This window comes from Aminobacterium colombiense DSM 12261 (assembly GCF_000025885.1).
Taxonomy (GTDB): domain Bacteria; phylum Synergistota; class Synergistia; order Synergistales; family Aminobacteriaceae; genus Aminobacterium; species Aminobacterium colombiense.
Genome location: NC_014011.1, coordinates 1,813,163 through 1,826,240, shown reverse-complemented (window position 1 = coordinate 1,826,240; position 13,078 = coordinate 1,813,163). Strand labels below are relative to the sequence as shown.

Genomic DNA, 13,078 nt, shown 5'->3' with positions numbered 1-13,078 from the left:
TCTTTCACCTGCTGTTCAGAAGCCAGAAGGCGGGATTACGGGTAAGATGCACATATTCGCCGGGACGGTATTCTCTGAAAATAAAAGGCCCCGACCCCATGAGCTGGGTGAGTTTTTTATCTTTGTCAAGCCAGGTTTCAGCCGGTTTCCAGCTTCGCCAGTCCTTTACCTGCTCAAGAACATGGCGGGGGAAGATGGGCAGACCGCCAATGTTGTGGAGGTGCCAGTAACTGGTGGAATTCATAGTAACCACAAGGGTCAGGTCGTCAGGTGTCTCTACAGAGGCCACATCCCGAACAGAATCGTAATAGCGGGGCGGCTGGTGCTCTCGCAGATACTGAATGGTGTAGGCGCTATCTCCAGCAGTAATGGGACGGCCATCCTGCCAGATGAGCCCTTCCTTCAGATGGAAGGTCAGCCTTGTTCCCCCATCGGCAGTGTCAATAGTCCATGACTCTGCAATCCACGGCAAATCCAGAAGAGTTTCCGGATCCACGGTAATGAGGGCATCATAGATAAATCCCAGCACACTCCAGTCATAGGCCGAACCTGCAGCAAGGGGGTTGAGTGAACGGGGCTCATCTGAAAGGGCCCAGCGGAGCGGCTTCATAGCACCGGAGGCTGGTTCCAGCTGAAAAAGACTCCACGTATTATCCGCTGTAGCGTAGGGAGTGGTCACGTAGCCCTTCCACGAAGAAGATGCTGCCGTAATAAAGTAGCGGCTATAAATTGGGATCACGGGAACAAGCTCCGCAAGAAGCTTCTGGCTTTCTGAAGCAGCCTGCCGCGCAGATGCTTCGTCAGGAGCCCACCGAAGCTCAGCAAGAACCTTATCGAGGCGAGGTTCAGCAATGCCGGGAATATTGTAGCCGCCCTTTACATCCATGGAAGAATGGTAAAAGGCGAAAAGGGAGTCAGGGTCACGGGTCATCTGCCAGGCCATGACGTAAGAATCGAAGTTCCTCTCGTCGAGGCGGGCGATCATGGCAGAAAAATCCATAGGTTCCACTTCTATGGGAACGCCAATGCCCCGAAGAGACGCGGCAATCCGCTCGGCAATCTCCGCGGTTGTTGGAGCCACCTGAGCAGTGGGAGAAAGAAGCTTCATGGGCGAAAGAGTAATCTTCTCTGTTGAGCCTTCCCCTGCTGGGGCCATAAGAATCCCCTTATTGTTCCAGCTCCAGCCGGCGTTGCCCAGACGTTCCTTAGCCTTTTCAAAACTATGGGAATACTTCACCACGTCATCCTCAAAATAAGGAGACGCAGGAGGCAAAAAAGTTGAAAGGGGTTCGGCGTACCCCGCAAAAAGATCGCGGACAAGCTTCTCCCTGGGGATGGCTTCCCAGGCGGCCTGTCTCAGTTCAAGGCGGTTCCAAGGGAAAGTACGAAGATTCAAACCGAAGAAAAAGCCGTGAAACCCCTTGGCCAGGGACATAAGCACAGAAGAATTTTGTGATAGCCTTTCTATATCAGCCGGCCGGGCAATGTCAGAAAGAATATGAATCTCATCTTTCTCGAGGGCCAGCAGCTGGGCGTCAGGATCCCGCACAATAACTAAATAAAGGTCTTCTACCTTCGGCCCCTTAAAAGTGGTGGCATCAAAAGCAAAGGCAGCAGTGCTCAAACAAAGAATAACCCCAATCAAAATAGAAAATCGTCTCATTCTCCCACCCCCACGGTGCCAGGTCTTGAATTTTTGCATACCCATAGCGGTATCATGCCTGTTTTATATTGGCGCTCTATTTGATAATGGCGTTTAGAAGCCATCTAGCTGTGTATAATATTTATGAACTTATAGTGTCATGGTATCAGATTCTGCATAGTAGCCGCAGGTGTTTTTTAAGCAGACGGATCTTAAGATGCCTTGAAACGTATTGTGTAGATTGCCTACTTTGGTTCCGACAAGTGTATCAAAAAGGCCTTCGCGAAACAGACTTTGTTTTGCAATTTTGTTGAAAAAGTGTCTGTTGTTACATTTTAGCTTTCTGTTTATAATCAACATAATTATAATGTAATACCTTTTTAATGACAGGGGGGAAGGAAAATGTCAATAATAAAAGAGTTTAAAGAGTTTGCTGTGAAGGGGAATGCCCTGGACATGGCTGTGGGTATCATTATAGGCGGCGCATTTGGGGGAGTCGTTTCGTCTCTTGTAAAGGATGTTATTATGCCGCCTATTGGCTTAGCCCTGGGAAACGTGGATTTTAAAGATCTCTATCTGGTGCTTAAGGAAGGTGCCACTCCCAAACCTTATGTTTCTTTAACCCAGGCCCAGGAAGCGGGTGCGGTCACACTGAATTTGGGGGTGTTTTTAAATACGGTGATCAGCTTTCTCATTGTAGCTTTTGCTGTTTTTATTCTTGTTAAAAATATAAACCGGCTGCGCAAGCCACCAGAACCTGCTCCCAAAGCTCCCGTTAAGATTTGCCCATATTGCTTAACGGAGATTCCAGAAAAAGCCGTCAGATGTCCAGCCTGCACATCTACCCTCGAAGCCAGCTAAATGGTGCCAGGTCTTGAAAATGTGCATTAGTGATTCAGGGCACCAAGTAGAGCGATAAGTAAGGAATATAGAGACTGTGAGAGGAATATAGATAGAGGAAAGTTTTATTCATTTTGGATTTTGTCATTTGTTCAAAGGAAAACTAGGGAGAGGAGAGCCTGTAATAGGACCTTTCCCTTTTTTTATGTCACTTTGTACATCATCTATAAAACTGCCCATTTCCAAAGTTTGGCACCGTTCTTCACCATTATTCTTTTCGAAATTTTTTGACAACGCGGCTTACGGTGCTGTAGTGAACCTGATAAAAACGTGCAATTTCGGATATGGTAAAGTCGCCTGATTCGTAAGCTCTTGCCATTCCTTCCCTTTGGTCTGTGTAGGCTTTTTCGTAATAAGAAAGACTTTTATGTGGTTTGCTCTCTGGATGTTGCTCGCGAGGAATCTCGGAGGATAAAGTTTTCTGATCTCGAATGGCCTTTTCTATGTTTCCCACAAAGCTGTCATTTCCTAAGTAGAGGTTCTTTTTTACGAGATCATATATAGAATCACAATGAGGTATTCCCTCAGATATGAAACTAGAATACTCCATTTTTGCCTGAGAAGCAGAACCGTTAAAATGCTGTAACACCTCCTGACTATGAAGCCAAACAGGCGAATTCGCTATCCCGACAGTGCTGCGGTAGCTACTCCAGTTCCATTTTTCAGGGCTGGCTACGATTTCCGCCCGAACGGGGTTTAGCTCTACATAGCGAACGGCTTCAAGTAAATACTCATCGCGATCGACTAAAAAAGCTTTATAGCGTCCCTGAAATAAATGGCCGACCCGTTCGTGACGCGTGTTAAAGAAGCGGGTATAATTCCCGTTCAAATCCCGCATGCCAGCGGACAAATTAGGCAGGGGTGTTTCAATGACAAAATGATAATGGTTTGACATAAGACAATAGGCGTAACATCTCCACCCAAGCCGACTGTAGTTCCGGGCGTAAATTTTTAGGAACTGGCGACGATCCAGATCGTCTTTAAATATATTCTGCCGGGCGTTTCCTCGGGAAGTGACATGGTAAAGAGCTCCTGGGAACTCAATTCGGAGTGGTCTTGCCATGCCTTATAACATAGCATACATAAAGGAAAAAGTGAAATTATGCATGTAGGTACAGATTCAAGAGAGATAAAGAACTTTTTGTAAAGTTGTTAAGACATCATTTTTATAAAGCGAAGATTTCTCGTTGTTTTATGTGAATCCGTGCACTTTTGCACAATTTCAAGACCTGGCACCATTTAATGTTTTTTGTATAAAAGAAAGGCGCCTACTAGACCGTTGTATGTAAATGTGATAATTTTACTATCGCTGGTTACTTGCCGGCTACTCGTTTAATTAGGAGGCAACAACTTGAGTCAGGGAACAGTCAAATGGTTTAATGCGACAAAGGGCTATGGATTTATCACCAGCGACGAAGGTAAAGACGTGTTCGTTCACTTCAGCTCTATTCAGGGTGATGGCTTTAAAACTCTTGATGAGGGTCAGAGAGTTACATTTGAAGTGACAGCTGGCGCTAAAGGTGACCAGGCAGCAAACGTAGTCAAGCTTTAAGACTCAGCTGAGTATAAAAACGGCCTCTTTCGAGGCCGTTTTTTTGTGTGCGCCCAGCATGGGCGCAATCTATACGGTGAGAGTCTGGAATGCACAATTTCAAGACCTGGCACTGCTACTTTTTAGCTTCGACATATGCGGATCGCACAAAATTTTCAACGCCACTCCCAGGAAACCAGTCTTTTATATATTCACGGCTTTCTTCTTTTACTGTAATTATAATATCTTTGAAACCAGCATTTTTTAACATTTCTTCTACTTCTTTAACAAGGGCCGCTCCTGCAACACACCCGCTATAAGCGTTCTGATTTGTTCGAATTTCGTCCGGAAGATTCTGTAAAGCTACTATATCAGCAATAGCGACTCGCCCTTCCTTGCGAAGCACCCTGTATATTTCCAAAAAAACCTGCTGCTTATGAAAAGAAAGATTGATAACGCAATTTGATATAACAATATCCACAGAGGCATCTGCTACAGGAAGATGTTCTATTTCCCCGAGTCTGAACTCCACATTGGAATAGTTTTCTTTTTCCGCTATGGAGCGTGCTTTGTCAATCATGTTGGGAGTCATGTCGACTCCTATAACAAAACCATCCTTTCCAACAGCCTGTGCTGCAAGAAAACAGTCAAAACCTCCTCCGCTTCCCAGGTCTAAAACGATGTCTCCAGGCTTAAGGCTTGCAATTCCTAGAGGATTCCCGCAACCAAGCCCCATATTTGCCCCCTTTGCTGTGGAGGAAAGTTCTGCATCAGAATATCCCAATACTTGTGAAATGTCAGGTTGGGAGGAGGGTGAACAGCATGAAGCACCCTGGCCGCAACACGATGTCTCGGATTGCGCAATAGCTCCATATCGCTCCCGTATTTTACTTCGAATTTCATCAGCGCTTTTTGCTTTATGTTTTTTCTTATCAGTCATATTTCTCCCCCCCCCCAACATTTTAAATATATAAGACCACACTGGGTCATGTAAATGGGCAAAAGCGAGCAAAAGCTCACAGTTTGTGAAAAAATTCATTCATGCACATTTTCAAGACCTGGCACCAGCTTCTCCAGCTTCTTGACATTGTGCAAAAAATGACTATAATAATAACAAGCTACTCATCAGTGATGAGCAGCGAGGAGGGGTACAGATGAGCAATAAAAAAATTGAATGTCTAGTTCTTTCTTTTTTTTCCATGAACGACAGTCCCCAGGGTGCGGGGGCAATACGTGTTTTTCTGGATAAGAAGGGCTTTCAACTTGGAGAGGCCACTGTTGGACGGATTCTAAGAAAGTTAGACGATGGTGGACTTCTCAACAAGATTGGTTTTCAGGGAAGGATACTCTCCGATAAAGGGAAAGAATACCTTAAGTATCTTCTTTCTTTGCAAGAGAAAAAAGAATCTTTAAGGGATTTTAGTCAATTTTTATTCACAGAAGAAGGCACGTATGTGCGAGATATTTTGGTTGCGAGACGTGCTTTAGAGTCTGAAGCTGCCGCCCTTGCGGCTGAAAACGCAACTTTGGAAGACTTGCAGGAAATCGAAAAAATCTTATGCGAAATGGAAAAGTTACTTGCTTCTAATAAGAGTATGGCAGTTACTGACGTTAAGTTTCACGACGCCATTGCCAGGGCCTCCAAGAATCGAATTATTGAAACCGCCTTGCGTGTCATTCGGCACGGCGGCCAAGACTCTTCAATTGTTGAGAGGTTGAGAAATCAGGCCGGAAGCACTATTGGGTCAGACCATAAAGCCATATACAGGGCAATAAAAAACAAAGAGAAAGAAGAAGCGCGCCAACTTATGACTGAACATTTGAATAACATCTTAAAAGATTTGTCTTTTGTGGAGAAAACCACACAGGAGTCTAACGAAAGTGTCTGCATTTAAAGGTGTGCTTATGTTTGAACACTCTATTTTAAACAAGATTAAAAGGAGGTAAGGTCATGAGCAAAATCAACACAAAGCTAGTAAGGATCTTGTCAGTGTTATTATGCATCTTTCTTTTCTCTGGAATTGGTTTGGCCAGTGGGGGTACGAAATACCTCAAAATAGCGACAGGCACTGTGGGCGGCACGTGGTTTTCCGGCGGGTCAGTTTTGGCAAGCATTATTACAGAAAAGGTAGAAGGCGCAAACGCTTCCCCTACGATTGGCGGCGGAGTAAGTAACTGCAGGGACGTAGATGCCAATAGAGCACAGATTGGATATTCCTATAGTGGAACGGCTCTTGATGCATGGGAAGGTAGAGTTCCCTTTGAAAAGCCATTAAAAAATTTGAGATACATCGGAAACCAATATATTGAACCATTTCACATCCTGTTTCTAAAAGAACAAGGTTTCAAATCTTTAGATGATTTAAAAGGTAAATCCTTTAGCCCTGGTAAGGAAGGTTTTACGGGAAAAATCGTTTTTGACCGTTTGCTAGAAGAAGCCAATATCTCTTATGACATGCTTGGAAAAGCAACGTATGTAGGTTTCCCAGACGGAGCTCTTCTGATGAAAGATAAACACCTTGATTTTTATGCAATTTTGACAATGCCTCCTAATTCCGCGTTTATGGATGTAGACACATTTTCCGCTGTCGATATCCTGCAGCTTCCTGAAGATTTGCTAAATAGAATGGCTGAAAAATATGGTATGGAAAAATGGATTATCCCCGCTGGTGCATATTCTGGTGTGAAAAATGATATCACCACAGTTGGTTATGGCGGTGGATTCTATTGCAACAAAGATTTGCCTGAAGACCTGGTTTATGAAATAACCAAAGCTCTTTGGGAAAATTATGAGAGATTCGTTGACGCTGCGCCAGCTTCATTTAAGAGCCAGATTAAGCTTGAGAACGCTCTTCGTGGAACAGTGCTTCCTCTTCACGAAGGAGCCTATAAATTTTACAAAGAAAAGGGTATGGAAATTCCTGAGGCGGGTATGCCCCTTAAATAGTTTGATGTCAATTTAGAAAAAGCGTTTCAAAAGAGTGTGTCTACCGGTGCGTAGAGTATTAAACAGGAGGGTTGGCCTATGCTTGCTAACATAAAAAAACATATATTAGGTATCCCCGACGAAGAAACCATCTGGTCGGAACTAAGAAAAAATGGCATTCTTTCTACTTTCATTGGTCTTGTTACTGTATCGCTTGCTTTATTTCACATAATTACGTCCTATGTAGGTCAACTTGAAGCTTTCCAGCACCGGGCGACACACCTTTTGGTTATTCTGGTATTAGTTTTTTTGAGCTCTATAGAAAAAAGGATTAAAGACGTCCATAAGTCAAGTGGCCAAAAGTGGTTGATATCGCTAGATATCCTATTCGCGTTATTGGCAGCTGTGAGTTTGTACTATACCTTTACAAACAGCACTGTTCTTCCTTTACGTGCGGGGAATCCAAATACTTACGACATCATCATTGGCGGTATCATCCTTTTTTTAACCATAGAGGCCGCGCGAAGGCACGTTGGTCTAGGTATCGTGATAGTAAGTGTGTTCTTCCTCTTTTACGTTTACGCCGGGCCGTGGTTCCCCGGATTTTTAAGTCACGCACCCTTTACTATTGGTGAAATTATTAATATCCAATACCTGGATCTTGAGGGTATTTGGGGCTCTCCGTTAGGTGCTTCTGCCAGCTTTGTCATTGTTTTTCTTATATTTGCCGGCTTGCTTATAGAAACGGGTATCCTGGATGTTTTTATGGATTTTTCTATGAAGCTTGTTGGTAAATCTGTTGGTGGCCCTGCTAAAGTGGCAATAGTCTCTAGTACGCTAGTAGGAATGGTTAATGGAACAGCCGTAGGAAATGCCCTCCTCACTGGTCAGGTTTCCATTCCAATTATGAAGAAAATGGGATATAAACCGCCCTTTGCAGCGGCTGTAGAAGCTGCGGCTTCCACTGGCGGACAAGTTATGCCTCCCATCATGGGATCGGCGGCTTTTATCATAGCGATGTTCCTTGGCATTTCTTACAACGAAGTATGCAAAGCTGCTTTGGTGCCGGCTCTCTTATGGTTCTTTTCCCTCTATGTGATAGTCCATTTGGAGGCGCGGAAATGGAACCTCAAACAGCTTACCGATGAAGATCACGCCAATTTGCCTTCTTGGGGGTATTTGTTCCAGAGAAGCTATTTGGCAGTGCCCATGATCGTGCTGATTTTAATAATGGTTATGGGTTTTAGCGAGGTCAGAGCGGGGTTTTGGGGAATAATTTCTCTTCTTGCGGTGAGCCTTATAAGAAAAGAAACCCGATTCACCCTTAAAAGTTTATGCGCAGGTTTAAAATCAGGTGTCCAGATGGCTTTTTCCGTTACAACAGCTTGTGCGTGCGCAGGCATTATTGTAGGGTGTGTTATGCAGTCAGGCCTTGGATATACATTAAGCACCTCCCTGGTGGAAATTGCAAAAGGAAATGCCCTTATACTCTTGCCTCTTGTCATGATAACTGCTCTTGTACTGGGCACAGGAATGATGACCGTTGGGGTGTACATAATCGTCTCTGTTCTATTAATTCCCGCAATGACATCTATGGGGCTGCATACCTTAGGAAGCCATTTATTTGCTTTCTACTTTGGAATTCTTTGTAATATAACTCCTCCTGTAGCTACAGCGGCTTACGGTGCTGCCGGAATTGCGGAAACAAGCCCATGGTCTACCGGGGTAGCTGCCTTTAAACTTGCGATTCCAATATTTTGTGTTCCCTATGTTTTTATTTTTCAGCCCGCTCTCCTTTTGGACGGAACCCTTTCTCAAATATTGTTTACTGTCATCACAACCTTTGCCGGGGTCTTTTGTTTTGACGTCGCTATAACTGGATATTTGTTTAGAAGGTGCAAAGTCGTTGAGAGAGCTATTTTTGTTATAGCAGGCATAGCGCTAATTTTCCCTAGTTTTAAGGTTTCTCTATTAGGAATAGTTCTTTTTGCCATTGCCTTTGCCATACAGAAGTTTTTGAAACTTGAAAATGCCGTAAGCTACAGCTAACAGGCGCCTTTTTGTTCAAAAGATATTTTACGGGAGGATGTTTATATGAATGTTGAAAAAAAGCTTGCTGAATTAGGTCTTGTTTTGCCTGATGTCCCAACTCCTGGTGGTTCTTATGTTCCGGTTCAAATCTCTGGGAATATGGCCTTTACTTCTGGACAGACGGCGTTGATCAACGGGGAAAGAAGGTACCTGGGTAAAGTTGGAAAAGAAGTGTCTTTAGAAGAAGGAGTACTCTCTGCTAGGGATGCATGTCTCAACTGCCTGGCTTCTTTGAAAAAAGAGCTTGGGACCCTCGATGCAGTTACGAAAATAATCAAATTAGTGGGCTATGTTAATAGCGCACCAGGGTTTTATCAGCAGCCGCAGGTGATTAATGGCGCATCAGACCTGCTAGTAGAACTTTGGGGAGAAGTTGGCCGACATGCCAGATCCGCAATTGGCACAGCAGAGCTTCCTGTTAATACGTCTGTGGAATTAGATTTGATTGTTGAAATAAAAAAAGAAGATTAGCGGTACTTTTTAAATAGATTACGACTAAAACTTAAATACAAATGGAGGCACTTCTTATGTTTAAACCTACTGGTTCATGGGTGGCAATGCCCACTCCTTTCAAGTCTGACGACACTATCGACTATAACGGGTTTGAAATTCTTATTGAAAGACAAATCAAGTATGGAACATCCCAATTGTTTGTTTTGGGATCATGTGGCGAAACAAGCCTGCTTACTATTGAAGAAAAGAAAGCGATCGTCAAAGAAGTAATAAAAATGACAAAGGGAAGAATCCCAGTTTTTTTCAATGCTTCGTCAAATACTACGGAGTCAAGTGTTGAATTTGCGAAGTATATTGAAGGCGAGGGTGGAGACGGCGTTATTTTTACGGTACCGCCATATGTGCTGATTCCTCAAGGCGCAGCCTATGACCATCTTGATACATGCATGGGCTCCATTAATATTCCCTGTGGTATCTATAACAACCCATCAAGAATAGGAGTTCTTGTAGAGGCAAGTACCATTGCCAGGCTTTCTGAAAAACACCCAAACTTTGTTGTGGATAAAGAAGCCATGCCTCATGTAAAACAACTGGTGCAGGTAAAACGTCTGTGTGGCGATAAAATTAATATTCTTTGTTGCGATTATCCAAACTATTCAATTGTCATTCCCACCCTTGCTATTGGCGGAAACGGAACAGCTAATATCGGAGGGAACATCATTCCTGAGGAAGTCGCGTTGTTTTCCCGTCCGTGGGATAGCGTAAAAACAATGGAAACATGCAGAGAAACCTACTTTAAATACTTTCCGCTTCTTGAAAGTCTTTACCAGTTGTCTAACCCAATCGTCATTAAGGCTGCTTTGAAGATCCTGGGCTTGCCGGGTGGTCACTTGAGAAAACCCTATTCTGATTTTGTAGGGCCCAAATTTGATGAGCTCAAAAAGTTAATGGGTGAACTTGGCGTATTAGAAAAGTATGGCAACGGCAAATAATTATAAAGAGTCACGTAAGGTTTTAGAAGGGAAGTGTGAACCAAGGTGGGGAAGCATCTGGTAGTTATTGGTGGAACAGCCGCTGGATTGAGTGCTGCTTCGAAGGCAAAAAGAATGGATCCTGACATAAAAGTCTCTGTGTACGAAAGAACAGGGTTCATAGCATATGGTGCTTGCGGATTGCCATATTACATAGGGGATCTTGTTAAAACGGAAGGCAAGTTGGCGGATTTTACCCCAGATGAATTAAAAGAAAAAAGGGATATTTCCACATACATCCATCACGAGGTAACTAAAATTGATGCAGACAGTAAAACCCTAGATGTTTATGACTTAAGAAAAAATGAGTTTTTCAAGGTTCCCTATGATTATCTTGTCATTGCGACGGGAGCGTCACCAATAATACCGGATATTCCCCACGTTCATGCCAATGGCGTGTTCTTCCTTAGAACCGTCGAGGATGGAATGGCTATTAAAAACGCGATTAAAGAAAGAAATGTGAAAAAAGCTCTTATCGTGGGTGGAGGGTTCATTGGCCTTGAAATGGCGGAGCAGCTATCCTTTTTAGGCATAGAGGTCACAATTGTTGAAGCTTTGCCACGGCTTCTGCCTCTTCTTGACGAAGAATATTCCAACGCGGTGAAGAAAAACTTAGAAGAGAACAACGTGTACTTGCATACCGGAACAACAGTAAGCGAGATTATAAGTGAAAATGGCAATGTTGTAGGGGTCAAAACAAATAACGGTGAAATATTTGACACAGACATGGCCATTGTCTCCATAGGTGTGAGGCCAAATTCCAGTATGGCTCAAAACGCTGGACTAAAAACAGGAATTAAAAACGCTATTGTTGTAGATGAGTACATGAAAACCTCTGATGAGTCGATTTGGGCATGTGGAGACTGTGTGCAAACCTTTAATTTTATAACAAAAAGAGAAACTTATGTCCCTCTCGGAACAACTGCCAATAAGCAGGGCAGAATTGCCGGAGGAAATATTGCGGGTGATAAAAGTACGTTTAAAGGAGTGCTGGCATCCCAGATCACAAAAGTCTTCGATCTGTATATAGCATCAACGGGATTGACAGTGGATCAGGCGAGAGAAGCCGGATTTCTGCCAGAAGAGGCGAAAATAGTGAAAAAGGATAAAGCGTCATATTATCCTGGGGGAAAAGACAACAACATAAAGCTTATATTCGATAAAAATACGGGAAGACTTCTTGGAGCCCAGGCAATAGGCAGTGAATCTATCGCAGGAAGAATAAATTTGCTTGCAACGGCAATAACAGCAGGTATGACAGTCGCCGAACTATCAGAGGTCGATTTGGTATATGCTCCCTCTGTAGCCCCTGTTTACGATCCTATCTTGATTGCGGCCAGCCAGGCAGTGAAAAAAGTAGTTTTAAAAAGGGATTAGACCTAACAACCAGGGCAGACTGCAAAAACATCTCTTGATAAGAGGGGAGATCAAATAATGAAAGACATTCAAGAAATAGAAAGAACGCTAAATCAACTAAAGGAAGCTTTGCCGCGGGTCAATCTGGCTTTCCTTCCAACCCCTCTGCATAAGCTCCCAAGACTTTCTCGCCAGTATGACATAGAACTATTCATTAAACGGGACGACTTGACGGGGATCGAATTAGGGGGGAATAAAACTCGCAAACTCGAATTCGTTCTTCCTGACGCCTTAGCGGCGAAAGCCGATTATATTATCACTGGCGCTTCAATCCAATCAAATTGGTGCAGACAGATGGTATCAGCATGCGTACAATGCGGACTCAAAACGATTCTCTATCTCTTTGGGCCCAACATCCCTACTGAATGCCAAGGCAACTTGTTATTAGATAAAACGCTAGGAGCCGAAGTTCACCTTATCAAATTAAATGAGGGAGAGAACCTTTATGACGGGCTCAACAGAACTGAGGAAATGCGCAAAAAACGCATACAAGAGCTCGAAGACGCAGGTCATAATTGTTTCTACCTCAAGGTGGGAGCGCCTTTCCCAAAAGGCCATGCGGCCTATGTATGGGCCATGGCTGAACTTGTTCATCAATTACAGAATTTGGGAATGACCCTGGATGATCTTGATTACATCGTAACCCCCCTTGGTGCCGGGGGAACCTATGCCGGACTGTTCGTGGCAAAAAAACTATTTGAATCAAAAGTGAAGATATATGGATATTGCACCTCGGGCATGCATCCTACTATGGAAGACGACATCTTGAATGCATGTAGGGATACAGCGCATTTCCTAGGGGTAGATTTATCTTTCGGCAAAAGCGACATCCATGTCAGCTTTGACTATGGCGGAGAATATGATGTGCCTACCCCGAAAAGCACGGAAGCAATTAAACATGTAGCACGCAGCGAAGGGGTGCTGTTAGATCCAGTATACACAGCAAAAGCCATGTCCGGACTTCTTGATTATTTAGAAAAAGGATTGATACCCTCTGGAAGCCGCGTTCTATTTTGGCATACGGGCGGTCTTCCTGCCCTATTTTCAGGCCGGGAAACTGCCGGAACGATTTATGAGTAACCAATCAT

At 43.8% G+C, this 13,078-nt stretch carries 12 protein-coding genes; 9 read left to right on the top strand and 3 right to left on the bottom strand.

All coding sequences use genetic code 11. From position 1 onward, the window contains the following. Window positions 1-4 precede the first annotated feature (4 nt). On the bottom strand, window positions 5-1,663 hold the full coding sequence (locus AMICO_RS09040; protein WP_013049152.1) for an ABC transporter substrate-binding protein: 1,659 nt from the start codon (window positions 1,661-1,663) through the stop codon (window positions 5-7). Window positions 1,664-2,044: 381 nt separating this feature from the next. Here AMICO_RS09040 and mscL point away from each other — a divergent pair, with 381 nt between their 5' ends. Then, complete coding sequence (mscL, locus tag AMICO_RS09035; protein WP_013049151.1) at window positions 2,045-2,503, top strand: large-conductance mechanosensitive channel protein MscL; 459 nt, start codon at window positions 2,045-2,047, stop codon at window positions 2,501-2,503. A gap of 247 nt (window positions 2,504-2,750) precedes the next feature. Here mscL and AMICO_RS09030 read toward each other — a convergent pair whose 3' ends face one another. Beyond that, complete coding sequence (locus AMICO_RS09030) at window positions 2,751-3,605, bottom strand: transposase (RefSeq protein ID WP_013049150.1); 855 nt, start codon at window positions 3,603-3,605, stop codon at window positions 2,751-2,753. Window positions 3,606-3,893: 288 nt separating this feature from the next. On the opposite strand from AMICO_RS09030, the gene AMICO_RS09025 reads away from it, so the two are divergent. Continuing rightward, window positions 3,894-4,094, top strand: a complete 201-nt coding sequence (locus AMICO_RS09025) for a cold-shock protein (protein ID WP_013049149.1) — start codon at window positions 3,894-3,896, stop codon at window positions 4,092-4,094. A gap of 115 nt (window positions 4,095-4,209) precedes the next feature. Here the strand turns inward: AMICO_RS09025 and AMICO_RS09020 are convergent, their stop codons facing one another. Next, window positions 4,210-5,013, bottom strand: coding sequence for an arsenite methyltransferase (locus tag AMICO_RS09020; protein WP_013049148.1), 804 nt, complete (start codon window positions 5,011-5,013; stop codon window positions 4,210-4,212). 214 nt (window positions 5,014-5,227) lie between these two features. Between AMICO_RS09020 and AMICO_RS09015 the strand changes: the two genes are divergently transcribed. From AMICO_RS09015 to AMICO_RS08985, 7 genes are all read left to right on the top strand, one after another. After that, a complete protein-coding gene (locus tag AMICO_RS09015; protein WP_013049147.1) occupies window positions 5,228-5,968 on the top strand; it encodes an FCD domain-containing protein in 741 nt (246 codons plus the stop codon). 56 nt (window positions 5,969-6,024) lie between these two features. Continuing rightward, window positions 6,025-7,020, top strand: a complete 996-nt coding sequence (locus AMICO_RS09010) for a TAXI family TRAP transporter solute-binding subunit (protein ID WP_013049146.1) — start codon at window positions 6,025-6,027, stop codon at window positions 7,018-7,020. Between the two features lie 78 nt (window positions 7,021-7,098). Continuing rightward, entirely contained in the window at window positions 7,099-9,048 is a 1,950-nt protein-coding gene (locus tag AMICO_RS09005; RefSeq protein ID WP_013049145.1) for a TRAP transporter permease, read from the top strand. A 45-nt stretch (window positions 9,049-9,093) separates the two neighbouring features. Beyond that, on the top strand, window positions 9,094-9,561 hold the full coding sequence (locus AMICO_RS09000; protein WP_013049144.1) for a RidA family protein: 468 nt from the start codon (window positions 9,094-9,096) through the stop codon (window positions 9,559-9,561). A gap of 56 nt (window positions 9,562-9,617) precedes the next feature. Continuing rightward, window positions 9,618-10,535: a dihydrodipicolinate synthase family protein gene (locus tag AMICO_RS08995; RefSeq protein ID WP_013049143.1), complete on the top strand. Its 918-nt coding sequence runs from the start codon at window positions 9,618-9,620 to the stop codon at window positions 10,533-10,535. Between the two features lie 45 nt (window positions 10,536-10,580). Then, the gene (locus AMICO_RS08990; protein WP_013049142.1) at window positions 10,581-11,951 is read left to right on the top strand and encodes an FAD-dependent oxidoreductase; all 1,371 of its coding nucleotides are present in this window, start codon (window positions 10,581-10,583) and stop codon (window positions 11,949-11,951) included. A gap of 57 nt (window positions 11,952-12,008) precedes the next feature. Next, entirely contained in the window at window positions 12,009-13,070 is a 1,062-nt protein-coding gene (locus AMICO_RS08985) for a 1-aminocyclopropane-1-carboxylate deaminase/D-cysteine desulfhydrase (RefSeq protein WP_013049141.1), read from the top strand. Window positions 13,071-13,078 lie beyond the last annotated feature (8 nt).